Here is a 14,580-nt window from a genome sequence, read left to right as displayed (position 1 = left end):
GATGCAATTCATTGTCATTCTGCTAGAGCACCGCGCGTTCGAACGAACGCGCAAAGGCCGCTCTACCTCTTTGAATCCGAAACATCTTATCCGCTTTCAATTTGAAAACGGGATGTTCCAGGCAGAATGGCGCTACCAACAGCGGGCCAGGAGACAGGCGATAAGCCTCTCCCGTCCACAAGGCAGCCTTGGTGCGGGTAGAGAGACTTGAACTCCCACGCCTTGCGGCACCAGAACCTAAATCTGGCGTGTCTACCAATTTCACCATACCCGCGTTCCCAAAACCGCATGGCAATGCCTGCTTATGGGGCCTTCCGGAGCGCGGCGTCTCTATAACACCCGTTTTAAACCACGCAAAGGAAAAATGACGGTTCCACGACCGTCCGCAGAGGTTGTTCGGTTTTATAGTGCAAGTCGATCAATAAAGCGGCTCTTCATACAGCGATTTGCCGTCGAGAAGCAGGCTTCTGATATGCGCCTGACCATTGGCCGCGACGCGGGCGGCAATCGCGACACGGTGTTCGTTGCGCGCATCCTCGATGTCATGGCCATCGCCTTCGGGCACATAATAGCGCTCGATGCCATAAGTGACCCAGATCGTGTCCTGAGGTGTAGAGGAGAAATAGTAGTCGAAGGGCTCGCTTTTCAGCACCACCGTATCCGGCTTCGGCCCCAGGGAGCCAAAAGACGATTCGGCAATGCCCCAATAGCCGTCGTCCTGCTTCTTCAGACGCACGGATAACACCTGCCCCGATAAACCCTCCGTCGGCGCACCCCCGACCAGGGTCGATACCGGCACGCGGGAAATATCATAGTTGAGCGTCACATAGTCGCCGCGAAGCAGGTCGCGTGGATCGACAGGCGCCGTTTTCAGTAGCACCTCGACACCGCTTCTCAGGCCCCAGGCCCGTTCGCCGACCATATAGCCGAGCACGGCCGTCTGCAGGGCAGCGACGATGATCGCGGCGATCCACATGCGTCGCGCAAAATTGCCTCCGGCGGAGTTCGTATCAGCGAGCAACGTCATGCCTTGTCCCCCTGCGCGTCACCATGGGAAAATCGCCGCTCCAACTGGATAACCAGCCAGGCGGCAATCGCGACCAGCACGCCGCTGATCAGGAAGAAGCCCGATGTTCCGATGATCGAGCCGACTGTTTCGCTGGCGAGATAGAGGATTTCGCAGGCGAAGACCAAATAGGCGAGATAACGCACAGCGCCATTGTCGCGGCCACTGAGAATGATCGCAACGACCGCGCTTGCCAGCGCTGCGAAGGCCAGCACGACGAGCGGCAGCTTGTTTTGAACCCAGATGTCATTCGCAAAAAGCCCGTAGGCAATTTCCCCGTGGATTGCGAGGAGGCCGATGGCAGCGACGAGGAATGCGTAGAAGGCAGGCGCCGCACCGGCACTCCGGGCGATCCGCGCCAGCGGCGAAACCGGAAGACTGATCGCCAGGAAGGCAATTAAGCCGGCGGCGGCCAGCAGCATGGCAGCGTGCAAGCTCTCATATTGCGCGAAAATCCATGTCAGCCAGCCGACAAGCATGAGATAAGCGAGATGCCGTACCTGGGGCGCATCGACATATCGAACGAGAGCGATCACGACCGCCGCCATAACCGGCGGCACCCAAGGCATGACGCCGTACCACTCGTCGGAGTGTCCCCAGAGATAGAAGCCGCAAAAGCCCCAGGCCAGGAAACCGGCAAGTGCCACCTGCGCGGCCGAACGAAACAATGCCGCCGCAATGGCTGCGGCTGCGAACCAGACGATCATCATCGTCAGCTCATCGCCGGATATATTGTACATCTGGCCGACCAGTGACATGGCGCCGCCGAACGTCATCGTCCCGATAATCAGCAATGCCGACGCAACAATCGAGCGTCCGCGCGTCAACAGATAGGCGCCGCCAAGATAAAAGGCCCAGATGAGCGCGACGAGACCAAGGAGCCGGATGATCCTTGGAATCTCTTCCCAATTCGAAGCGACGAAGAGCAGGATGGCGGCACCGACCAGCAGCGCCGCCATGACGGTTAGCACGCGACCGACGCTGAAGCTTGCGGGCCTGCTGTCATATTCGTTGAGGATAGCCGAGGCTGCTGGCGCTCCCACCAGCCCCTTTTCGACCCAGATCTTCAGATCACGCTCTAGCCTACCCCGATACATTGCGCGCTCCCGACTGCGATTCCCTTACCTCAACGTGTCCCATCCAATAATGGAATGCAATCGAGGCCGTTCACCCATATACGGGGCCATAAGGAAATGGCGGCGAGCCGCATCATATTCACGCAGAATTAAGACTCCATTCGCCATAGTGCGGGGTGGCGTGGAAAAGCCTTCCAAAGGCATGCGCACCCAACATACCTCCCATGATATTATTGCGTTGCACAAAATTCAAAAGTCATACTATTTATACCTCTCAAGGACGGCGGTGGCGCGCCGCTTCGGCGAAAGCTGGAAAGAGCCTGGGGAATGATTTCCCCATACAGAATTCGGGGCCGCACACTCCTCCTCCCAGTGCGCTCCGATAGATTGACGACACTCCTCCTCCCAGTCGTCAATCACCACAAATGACGCCCACCGCATCCTCCTCCCGCGGTGGGCGTTATTTTTTATCCTCCGATTAAATCGTTTAGTCGCCTTAGAATCAGCGATTCTTGCCTGCGCAGCGGTTTAGAACGCGCTCAGGCAAGACAAGTTGGCGCGGGGGCCGCACGAGGCCAGGTTTTTCTTCAGCCCGCCATCAGCGATCTCTTCCACACAATGCAGTTCGAAAGAACGCAAGAATCGTGGCAAGACGCAGACAATATCCGGGCAATTGCTCGACGCCTGGGCGTAAGTACTTATATTCGGCTGAATAAACGCTCCAGGAGCCATCATCACGCCGCCGTGATGTGCACATAAAGCAGCCATCATCTTAGGCAAAACACCTGCGAGTATTGCGTTTTATGCATAGGTGGCATGAAGCATTCGCTCTTTTAGTTTTCGCACCGCAACAATATATTTAAATCCATTAGATCGAGGCTGGAACCAATCGCGGAACCGCTAGATCTCCAAATCCTCGAAAGGGAATTACAATGAACCTGAGCCGCTCTTTCAATAACTGGCGCAAGTATCGTCAGACCGTTACCGAACTTGGCCGCATGAGCACCCGCGAACTGCACGACCTCGGCATCGACCGTTCTGACATCCATCGCGTAGCTCGCGAAGCCACCGGCCGCTAATCGCCGGACTGGCTTCGCCCAACAGCGACAGCCTCACAACGCCCGTTGCGGACACCGCGACGGGCGTTCTTTTTTGCGCGCTATTCGCACCTGCACAACAAGCAGGCTGCTTCCAAGCCATTCGCCACGCGCATGTCGGATAAAATTTAGGCGATGATGGCTTTTTAGGCGTCACATTGCACAAACGCATAGCAGATGCTTTTAATTCGCACTGCAAAATCAGCGTCCTTATGTATATATGTATCTCAAGCGCTGAGGCGGCAATCGCGCCGCTCGCAACTGACTACTTGAGGACAAGATCATGAACCCGATTCGTATTGCTAAGAACTGGATCAGCTACCGCCGCACTCTGAACGAGCTCGGCAACCTTTCCAGCCAGACCCTGTCGGATATCGGCGTTAGCCGTTACGAAATCCGCAACATTGCTTCGCGTTCTTTCCGTTAATCGAAACGGACTGAACGGACTGCCTCAAGACGGCGCCTTTCGGCGCCGTTTTTGATTCCAGGACCTGCGTAAAGCAATTGGATCATCGGCCTGCCCGTGATAATGACGCGCCCATGACAAAGACCAGCTCCTTTTCTCCCATCCACGTAATCGGCGGCGGCCTTGCCGGCTCTGAAGCCGCGTGGCAAATCGCCAGCGCCGGCGTACCAGTCATCCTCCATGAAATGCGTGGTGTACGCGGCACCGAGGCGCACAAGACCGACGATCTGGCGGAACTCGTCTGCTCCAACTCCTTCCGCTCCGACGACGCGACTAGCAATGCAGTCGGCGTCATCCATGCGGAAATGCGCCTGGCCGGTTCGCTGATCATGGCCTGCGCCGACAAGCACCAGGTTCCGGCTGGCGGTGCGTTGGCGGTGGACCGCGACGGATTTGCGGCGGCGGTCACGCGGACGGTCGAAAGTCATCCGCTGATCACCGTGGTGCGTGAGGAAATAGAGGGTTTGCCGCCCAGCGAATGGGACCAGGCGATCATCGCCACTGGCCCGCTGACGGCACCTGGCCTTGCCAGCGCCATTCAGACTGAGACCGGCGCTGATGCGCTAGCCTTTTTCGACGCCATCGCGCCGATCGTCTATCGCGACAGCATCAATATGGATATCTGCTGGTATCAGTCCCGTTACGACAAGGTCGGGCCGGGTGGCACCGGTAAGGACTATATCAACTGCCCGATGGACGAAACCCAATACAATGCCTTCCTTGATGCGTTGATCGCCGGCGATGGCGTTGGTTTCAAGGAATGGGAAGGCACGCCCTATTTCGACGGCTGCCTGCCGATCGAGGTCATGGCCGAGCGCGGACGCGAGACGCTGCGCCACGGGCCGATGAAGCCGATGGGACTGACCAATGCCCATAATCCGACCGTCAAGGCCTATGCTGTCGTACAACTCCGCCAGGACAATGCGCTCGGCACACTCTACAACATGGTCGGCTTCCAGACGAAGCTGAAATATGGCGCGCAAGCTGAGATCTTCCGACTGATCCCCGGCCTGGAGAATGCCGAATTCGCACGGCTCGGAGGCCTGCACCGCAATACCTATATCAATTCACCGACCCTGCTCGACCACTCCCTGACGCTGAAATCGCGGCCGGGCCTGCGTTTTGCCGGCCAGATAACCGGCTGCGAGGGCTATGTCGAGAGCGCAAGCATCGGCCTGCTCGCCGGTCGCTTCGCTGCCGCTGAGCGCAAGGGCGAGGCACCATCCGTGCCGCCAGCCACAACGGCGCTGGGGTCGCTGCTCAACCATATCACCGGCGGTCATATCGTCTCCGACGAAGAGCCGGGCAAGCGCTCCTTCCAGCCGATGAACGTCAATTTCGGGCTATTTCCGGAGCTGGAACCGGATTCTATCGTCAAGCCGGAAGGCGTCAAGCGCTTTCGCGGTAAGGACAAGACGATCATGAAGCGGCAACTGATCGCCAAGCGGGCGCTTACGGATTGCGCGGCATGGCTGGGCGTTGAAGCACCGGTCTTCCAGTCGCCAGTCGTCGCCGAGAGTGCCTAAGACCTTCTCAAGCCTTTGCCGTCGGCATCGTTGCCGATGGCTTGAGATCTTCACTCGCAATATAATTGCCAAGCAGCCAGAGTGAGACTTCGGCCGCCTCGGCAGGCGTCGAGAACTCAAACGTGCCGTTGTGATGGGGCGCGTCAAGGAAATCGATCGTCAAACCATGGCCGGTCCCCGAATCCTTGGCGCGCGCCCTACCCGGCTCGATCAGATGAACGCTATAGTGATTGCGCAAGCTCCGCATGAAGCCGGCCTTGTCGTCATGCAGGCGCACGAACACCGCCTGGCCATTCGCCGTCGTCTGCAATTGCCGGATCGCTTCCGTCGGAAAGGCGCGTCCGAATTCAAGAATGGCAAGACCGGTGTCGTGTAAACCGTCTTCCTTATTCTGCGACGTCATGCGCGCGATAAAGAAGGCAAAGAAGACGACGATCGCAAAGAGTGTGCACCAGACGATAATGCCCATGGCGGCTCCTCCAGAGGAATACGGGCGACAATTCGGCAATCTCCATAAACCTCGAGACTTGCGCGAACTTGGTCGATTTCAGATTTTCTTCGTTATGGAGGCCAGCGCCATGCGCATCTGCCGGCGCCATTGCGACGACTGGAAGGGCTGATCGAACAATTTGGCGCCCAGCTTTTGTGCCCGCTTCAGCACCGGTTCAGCCAGGACTACCGGCAGAAAGGCTGGAAACACCAAAGGCGCTATAGGGCCTGCGGCCCGCGCCTTCGCCAAATGCTCGCGTCCCAGACCGGCGAAAGCCTCGATGGCCGCCGATATCCGCACCTTGTCTTCACCCGCCAGAAACGTGTCGCGGTCGAGACCGGTGGCCGTCAGGATTTCCAGCGGCAGATAAAGCTGGCCGCGTCGGCGATGCAGCGGCATCAACAACAACTGTCCGGCAATCGCCTGTGCAACACCAGCATGGCCGGCGGCATCGGCGGAGCGCCGGGCGTCTTGAGGCGATAGCACCAGGCTCGCAAGCTGGATCAGCGCCGATGCAGTCTCGCCGGCATAGCCCTCCAGCGTGCCACGCGTCTCCATCGGATCGTCGTAGAGGTCGAAAATGCGCGCATCGATCATGTCGATCAGCGTCTGCGTTGGCAGGCGGTATTGTTCGATCGTTGCAAGAAGTTCAGCGGCGACCGGATTGGCCGCGCTCGACCCATGCGCCTGCCCTTCAAGCAAATCGCGCCAATATTGCATGCGCACCTCGCCCGGCAGCGGCTCGTGCACGAGATCGCGAATCCGCGCCAGTTCGGCGTTAAAGGCATAGAGTGCTGCGAGAGCACCACGTTTGTCCTCCGGCGCCAGGAGGCAGGCGAGATAGCGATCACGATCAGTGTCGCGAAGCGTCACCAGGCAAATATCCTGATTGCTACGAGGCGCAGCGTCTGTCGTCATGCTCGGCCCGATCTCTCGTCAAACAGCGATCAGCGCCGCGGCCACAGCGCGCGACTCGGCCAACATGATGTTGAATGTGCGCACCGCCGCCCCCGTGCTCATCGGATCGGAGGAAATCTGCTTGGCGCGTAACGCCGCCTTCAGTTCCGCCGGCAGCGGCCGCAACTCAGTGCCCGTGCCGACCAGAAGCACCTCGATCTGGGTAGCCTCCTCGAGTACCCTCTGAAAATTCGCCGGCGTCAGCGCATCTTCCATCGTCATGTCCCAACCATAGATGCCGGAGGGCAGGCAAAGCAACGAGCCGCGATGCGACATGTCGGCAAAGCGAAAACCACCATTGCCGTAAGCCTCAATCGGCGCGCGGCCCGGAAAATGCGCGCTTCGTATTTCTATACCTTTTGCCACTCTGTCACACCGCTGGTTTTTCTGATTGCATGTCGCTACCTGCCTGTCCCTTGTTTTCGCCGCCAGCCTGGAATTTATCCGGGCGCAACTTGAAGACGATCAGGACCGGTGCCGCAATATAGATCGACGAGAAAGTGCCGACCGCAACGCCGAAGAGCAGAACGAAGGTGAAGGAGCGGATCACCTCGCCGCCGAATATATAGAGCGCGAGCAGCGCCAACAACGTCGTCGCCGATGTTAGGACTGTGCGCGACAGCGTCTGATTGATCGACGCATCGATCAGGATCGGCAATGGCATCTGCGAATAACGCCTGAGATTCTCGCGCATGCGGTCATAGACCACGACCGTGTCGTTCAGCGAGTAGCCGACGATGGTCAGAAGTGCTGCGATACCGGTCATGTTGAATTCCATGCCAGTCAGCACGAAAAGGCCGAGCGTCAGGATCACATCATGCAACGTCGCGATGATCGCGCCGACTGCGAACTGCCATTCGAACCGCAGCCAGATGTAGATAAGGATCGCCACCAGCGCCGCCAGAACGGCAAGAGAAGCCGTCCTGGTGATCTCACCGGAAACGGAGGGGCCGACCACTTCAACACGGGAAAAATCGTAATCCTTGCTCAGCTCGTCGCGAACGAGGGTCACAGCAGATTGTTCGGCATTCTCGCCGCCGTCCTGCGCATGCACCCGGATCATGGCCCCCAATCGGTCATCCAGCCGTTCGACCTGAACATCGCCCGGGATTACCTGCTGCAAACGCGATTGGATATCGGCTGGGTCGGCAACGCCCTGCTTGGCGCGAACCTCGATGATCGATCCACCGGTAAAATCAATGCCGAGATGCATGCCGACCGCTGCAAAAGCAAGCAAGGTCGCCACCGACAACGCCGCAGATACCGTGAACGTATAGCGGCGGATGCCCATGAAGCGGATATTGGCGCCATCGAAAATGCCGCTGCGAACGCCGACCAACAGCACACGCGGCTTGCGATGCGAAATCCAGGCATGGACGAGCGACCGCGTGACGAAACAGGCGGTAAAGAAGGTCGTGAAAACACCAACGATCAGCGTCGCGGCAAAGCCACGCACCGCGCCGCTGCTGACGTAGAACAGGATGGCGGCGATCATGAGCACGGTGAAGTTGGCATCCGCAACAGTGGACACTGCCCTGTTGAAACCGTGGCGCAGCGCGTCGACAAGAAGATGCGTCTTCTTCTCTTCTTCCCGGACGCGCTCATAGATCAACACATTAGCGTCGAGCGCGATGCCGATGATCAGCACGATGGCGGCGATGCCCGGCAGCGTCAGCGTGATGCCAAACACTCCCATGACCGCCAGAACCATGATGAGGTTGATGATCAGCGCAATTGTCGCGGCGACGCCAAGCAGCCCATAGAAGCCGATCATCAGCGCCGCAACGAAAATAGCGGCAATGACGCAGGCGATGATGGCGGATCGCCTGGTCTCGCTACCGAGACCAGGCTCGATGGTCCGTTCCTCGACAGTCGTCAGCGTCGCCGGCAGCGGCCCTGACTTCAGCATGACGGACAGATCCTGCGCGCCCTGTGCCGTGAAGTCGCCGGGGATATTGATATCACCGGTGGTGATCGCGTTTTTCAGCGAAGCTGATGAAATGACCTGGCCGTCAAGCACGACGGCGATGACTTTGCCGAGATTGGCGGCCGTTACCTGCGCGAAACGGCTGGTCGCCTCTGGCGTCAGCTGGACGGAGACAGTGCCATCGTTGTTCTGGGCATTCGAAACCGCTGCGGCGTTGGCAAAGTCGATACTCGAAAGAAGCGGCTGTTTCTGCAGAAGATAGCCGGCCGGCGGATCGTCCTCGGAAAACAGCACCTCGGAACCTGCGGGCGGGCGGCCATTCATGGCGTCCTGCACCGGCATCGATGAATCGACCAGACGGAGACTGAGTTCGGCGGGCTGGTTCAACAGGTTCTTCAGGCGCTGCGGATCGGCAAGACCCGGCACCTGGATCACAATACGGTCAGCGCCCTGCCGGCGGATCAACGGCTCGCCAACGTCGAGTTGCGCGATGCGATTGCTGATAATCTTGAGCGACCGGGTCATAGCGGCGGAAAGACCGTCATTGATGCCCGCGTCGGTGATATCAATGGTAAGCGCACCATTGTCGCCCTGCGACAGGGTTGCTTCCTGCTTGCCGGAATCAGCCTCGGTGATCGGCTTCAGGGCATTGACGGCGGACTGCACCTGGGCAGGGTCGTTGATACGCAACTGGATTTTCTGACCAGTGCCCGTCAGACCGGAATAAGGAATATTGACCGTGCGCAATCTCGCGCTGATGTCGCCGACGACAGTCTCCAACCGGTTCCTTACAACATCGTCACGCTCGATCTTGAGCATGATATGCGAGCCGCCCTTGAGATCGAGCCCGAGCTCGACCTTTCGTTGTGCAAACCAGGCCGGAAAAGAAGCGAGACGCTGATCACCAAGCAGATTCGGCACGGCAAGGAGAACGCTCAAGAGAACGGCGAACCAGATCAGGACGGTCTTCCACCAGGAGACGTGCAGCATCGCTCTCTCGAGTTTGGTCTTTTCTTACTGCGCCCCGCATGCGCTGAGGCATGCAAAGGACGCAGTAACACTTTGAATTTGCGCATAATCCCGCCCGAAAGTCGATTCCGATTTTCGGAGCCATGCACGATGAGGGCAAGCTTTATAGGCTTGCCCTCTCATCAAGACCTTATGCAGCGTCTGCCTTGACGGGTTCGCCCTTGACGCGCACTTCCGAAATAGCGCTGCGGACGACGCGGATTTTGACGCCCTCGGCGATTTCTACTTCCAGTTCCTTATCGTCGACAACCTTCGTGACCTTGCCAACGATGCCGCCGCCCGTGACGACCTGATCGCCGCGGCGAATGTTCTTCAAAACTTCGTCACGCTTCTTCGCCTGCGCGCGCTGCGGACGGATGAGAAGGAAATACCAAACGACCATCAGCGGCACAAACAGGATGATCATTTCAAAGCCGGAACCGCCGAAGATGCTCGCGGCTGAATCTGTTGCGCTCTGCGCATATGCGTTGGTGACAAACATCAAAAACTCCCTTGAACTCCTTGCGGGAACGGGCCCCGCGTCAGGTGGCCGGAATATAGTTGCGATCATAGCGATTGCAACAAAAACAGCCGCAAGCCGTACCGTTTTCCCGGCCTCTTAGCCTTTCAGCCCTGCAAGGAGCATGATACCCGACAAGACAAGGCGTATTTTACGATCTTCTTGTCTAAAATTCTGGAGGAAAAACGGTGACCGAAAACCAAAACGCCCTGATCCTTGCGGAAGTCCGCCGTCTTGCCGACGCGCTCGAACGTCTGGCAGGCCCACCGCCGGCCGTCAACGACTGGAGCGCCGCCGACTGCTTCGTCTGGGCCCCTACCCGGCTACATTTACAACCGGTTTCCCGGCCGAACCGCGTGGCGCTTACCCTCATTCGCGGCGTCGATCATGTGCGCGACATCCTCCACGAGAATACGCTGCGCTTCGCCGAAGGCTTCGCCGCCAACAACGTATTGCTCTGGGGCGCGCGCGGCATGGGCAAATCCTCGCTCGTCAAGGCCGTGCACGAGGACGTGCGCCGCGCCACCGGCATTTCGCTGAAGCTGATCGAAGTGCATCGCGAGGATATCTCCTCGCTGCCCGTGCTGCTCGATATCCTGAAGGCCGTGCCGCACCGCATCATCCTCTTCTGTGACGACCTCTCCTTCGACCATGACGATACCGCTTACAAGTCTCTGAAAGCGGCGCTTGATGGTGGCATTGAAGGGCGACCGGACAATGTGCTGTTCTACGCCACGTCCAACCGCCGCCACCTGCTTCCGCGCAACATGATGGAGAACGAGCAATCGACGGCCATCAACCCCTCGGAAGCCGTCGAGGAAAAGGTTTCCCTTTCCGACCGCTTCGGCCTCTGGCTCGGTTTCCACAAATGTAGCCAGGAAGACTATCTGCAGATGATCGATGCCTATGCCGATCACTTCAAGCTCAGCCTTGACCGCGCCCAGATGCACCATGAAGCGCTGGAATGGGCGACCACCCGTGGCGCCCGCTCCGGGCGCGTGGCCTGGCAATATATTCAGGATCTGGCCGGACGGCAAAGGATCGTGCTCGAACGGGACTGACCGACGCCTCCAATCCTCAAACGACAAAAAGCCCGGCGGTGACCGGGCTTTTTGCAGACCTCTTGAGACGCACTACCTATTCAAGGAAGGTCATTGGGTTGACCGGGGCCGAATTCTTGCGAACTTCGAAGTGAAGCTGCGGCTGCTTGACGTCGCCGCTCATACCAGAGGTGGCGAGCGTCTGGCCGCGCTGGACCTTCTGGCCGCGGGCGACGCTGAGAGCATCGGCGTGGCCGTAGACGGTGACCGTGCCGTCGTCGTGGCGTACAAGAACGGTGTTACCGAGCTCCTTCAGGCCGTTGCCGGCATAAATGACGACGCCGTTCTCGGCAGCCTTGATCGGTGTTCCCTCAGGAACCGAGATGTCGATACCGTCGTTGCGGCTGCCGTTGACGTTGGAACCATAGCTAGCAATGACCGCGCCACGGACCGGCCAGCGATATTTGCCGATGCCGGTTGCTTCCGGCGCGTCGGCGGAGACGTCGGACTTGGTCGCGGCGTCGCCGACGGACTGTGTCGGCGCAGCATTTGCGACTGCCTGCGGCTTGGTGGAATCCGGCGCCGCATCGGCGGGAGCGACCTTGGCGCTGGCCTTCGTTACCGGCTTAACAGCGGCTTCGACGACTGGCTTCTGTTCGGCAACCTCCTTCGCGGCAGACTTCTGCGGCTCGATGGAGGCGGTCCTGATCGGGTCGGCACCAGCGGTGGCGCCATGCGGCAGCTTCAGGGCCTGACCAACGCGGACGCCCTCACCCGACTGCATGCGGTTCGCCTGCTTCAATTCATCGACGCTGACGCCGGTGTTACGGGCAATCCTGGCGAGCGAGTCGCCCGGCTTGACGACATAGGTACCGTTGCCCTTCGGCAGCGGACCCTTGCCGTTGCCGGCGGCGAGCTTGTTCGGATCGGCGAGGCCGGCCTGCGACTTGCCGCGTAACTGGCCGTTGGACGGCAGCACGGCGGCGTCCTGCTCGGGAGCCTTGGCCGGACCCGGCATCTTGCCGCCCCTGGAAAGATCGGTCGCTTCCGACGCAACCTTCGCCGGGCTGGAACCCCCTGCGCCGTTCATGGTTGGAATAATGATCTGCTGGCCGGGCTGGGCGCCGGCGCTGTTTCTCAAGCCGTTGGCGCGCAGGATTTCCTTTGCCGGAACACCGTAACGACGCGACAGGAGATCGATGTTTTCGCCCTGCTGCAGGGTAACGCTCGGCGCATTGACCGTCGTCCAGCCGGAAGAATTCGTCGAAGCGGAAGGTGCCTTCAGCGTACCATTCGACGCCGAATCCGAGGCCAAAGCCGGTTCCACTCGGGAAGCCGCCTGCCTGCCACGCGACGCCGGCAGAGGCTGCGCAAGCGCCTGATCTTCGGAATTGGACATTCCGCGCGAACGGGCCGGGGCTGCGGAAGCCGTCGGGGCCGCCAGATCGGAACGCTGGATCGCGACCGGAGCGGTCGATACGCGGGCACTGGAATAGGAAGGATTATAACCGGATGGAGAATTCGGATAGGTTCGCGCGGCCGGCGCGCTCTGCTGCGAATAATCCTGCTGCTGATCGCCACCACCCTGGGCAACATCTGCCCTCGGTACGGTATTACTATCCAAGCTGCCCGACCCACCGCGATTGATGGAACCTGTCGTCGTCCGATCCGGCGAGCCCGCGAAGAGCCCGCCGAAGCGCGTCGTGTCTGAACTGCAAGCTGTCGCTGTGCTCGCCAGGAGAACTGCCACAAGGACTTTCCCTGCCGATTTACCGAAGTTTGACGAAAGACTGAAACTCATGACTCGACCCACTTGAGACGCAACTGTTTATGGGTCGATTAAAGCGCGTTAATCTTACCATGCGGTTAAAGCACTGGCACCGCATGTGTTTTTTTGAGGAATTGCTAACCATAGGAAACGAATCCGTCACGCATGCGGAATGCGCCGGGCGTTTCGATCCAAATTTGGTCTTAAAGATAAGAGGCGAGCATCGGCACGATTGGCTGATAAGGAACGTCGAAAAGTTCCTCGCGCTCGAAGCGGCTGCCGGTCTTGGTGAGACGCACCATGCGGCAGACATCGTCCGAAAGCATCAGCGGCGCGATCATCGATCCGCCGGATACCAATTGATCGGCATAGAAACGCGGCATGGTCGTGAAAGCCGACGTCACCAGGATACGGTCGAAGGTGCCCTCGCCCGGCAGACCGACGCTGCCATCCGCCTGGCGGATGATGACGTTGCGCAGGCCGAGCGCATCCATGCGCTGCTGCGCGGCCGTCGTCAGGGTCTTGTAGCGGTCAATCGTCAGAACCCGCTCGACAATGCGGCTCATGACGGCGGCGGTGAAGCCGCTGCCGGTTCCGATTTCGAGAACGCGATGGCCCGGCTTGATCTTCAGGCCGTGCAGAATACGGACCACGAGATCGATGCCTTCCATGAAGGCACCGCATTCGATCGGAATCGTCCGGCTGGAATAGGCATCATCGGTAAATTGCAGCGGCACGAACGGCAGGCGCGGCGTCTGTTCGACGGCCGTCATCAGATCAATGTCCAGTATGCCTTCGGCCCGCAGCCGCAGCACAACGGCTGCGAAGCTTTCCTTCTCGACCAAACGAGGTGTCAATCCGCTACTCCATGCCCAAGCGCCCGCGCCACGCGGTCTTGCACCGAATAATCCGTCAAATCGAGTTTCAAAGGAGTTACCGAAATACGATTTTGTTTCAGCGCGTGGATATCCGTGCCGGGGCGAAATATGCCGCTGCGCTCGCCGAAGCGCAGCCAGTAATAGGGAAAGCCGCGTCCGTCGGCGCGCTCATCGACCTGTAGATTGAAGGCGAGATTACCTTGCGCCGTAACCTCGGTTCCGGAGACTTCGTCCGGTCGGCAGTTCGGGAAATTCAAATTGAGGAAAGTGCCATCCGGTAGATCGATATCGATAAGCTTGCCGAGGAGCGCTGGGGCATGCGCCTCGACCACCTCCCAGGGAACAATGCGTGTGCCATTCTCATGCACATAGGCCTGGCTCAGGGCAAAGGAGCGCACGCCTTGCAACGTGCCCTCGATCGCACCGGCAATCGTTCCCGAATAGGTGACGTCATCGGCGACATTGGAGCCCGAGTTGACACCCGACAGGATCAGGTCCGGCTTGATGTCCATGACCTGGCGGATGCCCATGATGACGCAATCCGTCGGCGTGCCACGCAGCGCATAGTGCTTGTCGGAGATTTTGCGCAGACGCAGCGGCTCGGAAAGGCTCAGCGAATGAGCAAGCCCGCTCTGATCCGTCTCCGGCGCGACAATCCAGACATCGTCCGACATGGTACGGGCGATACGCTCCAACGCTGCCAGCCCTTCGGCATGAATGCCGTCGTCATTGGTCAGAAGTATCCGCATTGCCCCACCGCC

The 14,580-nt window shown here is 59.3% G+C and carries 14 protein-coding genes and 1 tRNA gene; 4 read left to right on the top strand and 11 right to left on the bottom strand.

Features of this window, described 5'->3' with window-relative positions; all coding sequences use genetic code 11:
• Window positions 1-189 precede the first annotated feature (189 nt).
• The 3 genes from HB780_RS14955 to HB780_RS14945 all read right to left on the bottom strand — a co-directional run bounded on the left by HB780_RS14955 (window position 190) and on the right by HB780_RS14945 (window position 2,163).
• A tRNA-Leu gene (locus tag HB780_RS14955) sits at window positions 190-274 on the bottom strand.
• Between the two features lie 144 nt (window positions 275-418).
• Complete coding sequence (locus HB780_RS14950) at window positions 419-1,027, bottom strand: GDYXXLXY domain-containing protein (protein ID WP_183693052.1); 609 nt, start codon at window positions 1,025-1,027, stop codon at window positions 419-421.
• Entirely contained in the window at window positions 1,024-2,163 is a 1,140-nt protein-coding gene (locus tag HB780_RS14945; protein ID WP_183693050.1) for a DUF2157 domain-containing protein, read from the bottom strand. Before HB780_RS14945 ends, HB780_RS14950 begins: the two co-directional genes overlap by 4 nt.
• A 911-nt stretch (window positions 2,164-3,074) precedes the next feature.
• Here HB780_RS14945 and HB780_RS14940 point away from each other — a divergent pair.
• From HB780_RS14940 to trmFO, 3 genes are all read left to right on the top strand, one after another.
• Complete coding sequence (locus HB780_RS14940; protein ID WP_183693048.1) at window positions 3,075-3,221, top strand: DUF1127 domain-containing protein; 147 nt, start codon at window positions 3,075-3,077, stop codon at window positions 3,219-3,221.
• 301 nt (window positions 3,222-3,522) lie between these two features.
• Window positions 3,523-3,666, top strand: a complete 144-nt coding sequence (locus HB780_RS14935; RefSeq protein WP_007690982.1) for a DUF1127 domain-containing protein — start codon at window positions 3,523-3,525, stop codon at window positions 3,664-3,666.
• A gap of 113 nt (window positions 3,667-3,779) precedes the next feature.
• Window positions 3,780-5,231, top strand: coding sequence for a methylenetetrahydrofolate--tRNA-(uracil(54)-C(5))-methyltransferase (FADH(2)-oxidizing) TrmFO (trmFO, locus tag HB780_RS14930; protein WP_183693046.1), 1,452 nt, complete (start codon window positions 3,780-3,782; stop codon window positions 5,229-5,231).
• A 7-nt stretch (window positions 5,232-5,238) separates the two neighbouring features.
• Here trmFO and HB780_RS14925 read toward each other — a convergent pair whose 3' ends face one another.
• The 5 genes from HB780_RS14925 to yajC all read right to left on the bottom strand — a co-directional run bounded on the left by HB780_RS14925 (window position 5,239) and on the right by yajC (window position 10,115).
• Window positions 5,239-5,700: a hypothetical protein gene (locus HB780_RS14925; protein ID WP_183693044.1), complete on the bottom strand. Its 462-nt coding sequence runs from the start codon at window positions 5,698-5,700 to the stop codon at window positions 5,239-5,241.
• A gap of 78 nt (window positions 5,701-5,778) precedes the next feature.
• The gene (locus HB780_RS14920; protein ID WP_183693042.1) at window positions 5,779-6,639 is read right to left on the bottom strand and encodes a phytoene/squalene synthase family protein; all 861 of its coding nucleotides are present in this window, start codon (window positions 6,637-6,639) and stop codon (window positions 5,779-5,781) included.
• A gap of 18 nt (window positions 6,640-6,657) precedes the next feature.
• A complete protein-coding gene (locus HB780_RS14915) occupies window positions 6,658-7,044 on the bottom strand; it encodes an Mth938-like domain-containing protein (protein WP_183693040.1) in 387 nt (128 codons plus the stop codon).
• A gap of 4 nt (window positions 7,045-7,048) precedes the next feature.
• Window positions 7,049-9,595 (bottom strand): protein translocase subunit SecDF, encoded by a 2,547-nt coding sequence (gene secDF / locus HB780_RS14910; RefSeq protein ID WP_183693038.1) that lies wholly within the window; start codon window positions 9,593-9,595, stop codon window positions 7,049-7,051.
• Between the two features lie 169 nt (window positions 9,596-9,764).
• Complete coding sequence (gene yajC / locus HB780_RS14905) at window positions 9,765-10,115, bottom strand: preprotein translocase subunit YajC (RefSeq protein ID WP_183693036.1); 351 nt, start codon at window positions 10,113-10,115, stop codon at window positions 9,765-9,767.
• A gap of 206 nt (window positions 10,116-10,321) precedes the next feature.
• Between yajC and HB780_RS14900 the strand changes: the two genes are divergently transcribed.
• A complete protein-coding gene (locus tag HB780_RS14900; RefSeq protein ID WP_183693034.1) occupies window positions 10,322-11,194 on the top strand; it encodes an ATP-binding protein in 873 nt (290 codons plus the stop codon).
• 76 nt (window positions 11,195-11,270) lie between these two features.
• On the opposite strand, the gene HB780_RS14895 is transcribed toward HB780_RS14900, so the two are convergent.
• The 3 genes from HB780_RS14895 to surE form a co-directional block, all read right to left on the bottom strand.
• Window positions 11,271-12,974, bottom strand: coding sequence for a peptidoglycan DD-metalloendopeptidase family protein (locus HB780_RS14895; RefSeq protein WP_183693033.1), 1,704 nt, complete (start codon window positions 12,972-12,974; stop codon window positions 11,271-11,273).
• A gap of 170 nt (window positions 12,975-13,144) precedes the next feature.
• A complete protein-coding gene (locus tag HB780_RS14890) occupies window positions 13,145-13,798 on the bottom strand; it encodes a protein-L-isoaspartate(D-aspartate) O-methyltransferase (protein ID WP_183693031.1) in 654 nt (217 codons plus the stop codon).
• Entirely contained in the window at window positions 13,795-14,568 is a 774-nt protein-coding gene (surE, locus tag HB780_RS14885) for a 5'/3'-nucleotidase SurE (RefSeq protein WP_183693029.1), read from the bottom strand. Before surE ends, HB780_RS14890 begins: the two co-directional genes overlap by 4 nt.
• Window positions 14,569-14,580: the final 12 nt, after the last annotated feature.

Source organism: Rhizobium lusitanum (genome assembly GCF_014189535.1).
Classification (GTDB): domain Bacteria; phylum Pseudomonadota; class Alphaproteobacteria; order Rhizobiales; family Rhizobiaceae; genus Rhizobium; species Rhizobium lusitanum_C.
This window is presented reverse-complemented; position numbering and strand designations above follow the sequence as displayed.

Bases quoted from the DNA above. Each gene is read 5' to 3' on its own strand.
- HB780_RS14940 (WP_183693048.1), top strand. From the start codon at position 3,075: ATGAACCTGAGCCGCTCTTTCAATAACTGGCGCAAGTATCGTCAGACC.
- secDF (WP_183693038.1), bottom strand. From the start codon at position 9,595: ATGCTGCACGTCTCCTGGTGGAAGACCGTCCTGATCTGGTTCGCCGTT.
- HB780_RS14950 (WP_183693052.1), bottom strand. From the start codon at position 1,027: ATGACGTTGCTCGCTGATACGAACTCCGCCGGAGGCAATTTTGCGCGA.
- trmFO (WP_183693046.1), top strand. From the start codon at position 3,780: ATGACAAAGACCAGCTCCTTTTCTCCCATCCACGTAATCGGCGGCGGC.
- HB780_RS14935 (WP_007690982.1), top strand. From the start codon at position 3,523: ATGAACCCGATTCGTATTGCTAAGAACTGGATCAGCTACCGCCGCACT.
- HB780_RS14925 (WP_183693044.1), bottom strand. From the start codon at position 5,700: ATGGGCATTATCGTCTGGTGCACACTCTTTGCGATCGTCGTCTTCTTT.
- yajC (WP_183693036.1), bottom strand. From the start codon at position 10,115: ATGTTTGTCACCAACGCATATGCGCAGAGCGCAACAGATTCAGCCGCG.
- HB780_RS14945 (WP_183693050.1), bottom strand. From the start codon at position 2,163: ATGTATCGGGGTAGGCTAGAGCGTGATCTGAAGATCTGGGTCGAAAAG.
- HB780_RS14895 (WP_183693033.1), bottom strand. From the start codon at position 12,974: ATGAGTTTCAGTCTTTCGTCAAACTTCGGTAAATCGGCAGGGAAAGTC.
- surE (WP_183693029.1), bottom strand. From the start codon at position 14,568: ATGCGGATACTTCTGACCAATGACGACGGCATTCATGCCGAAGGGCTG.
- HB780_RS14920 (WP_183693042.1), bottom strand. From the start codon at position 6,639: ATGACGACAGACGCTGCGCCTCGTAGCAATCAGGATATTTGCCTGGTG.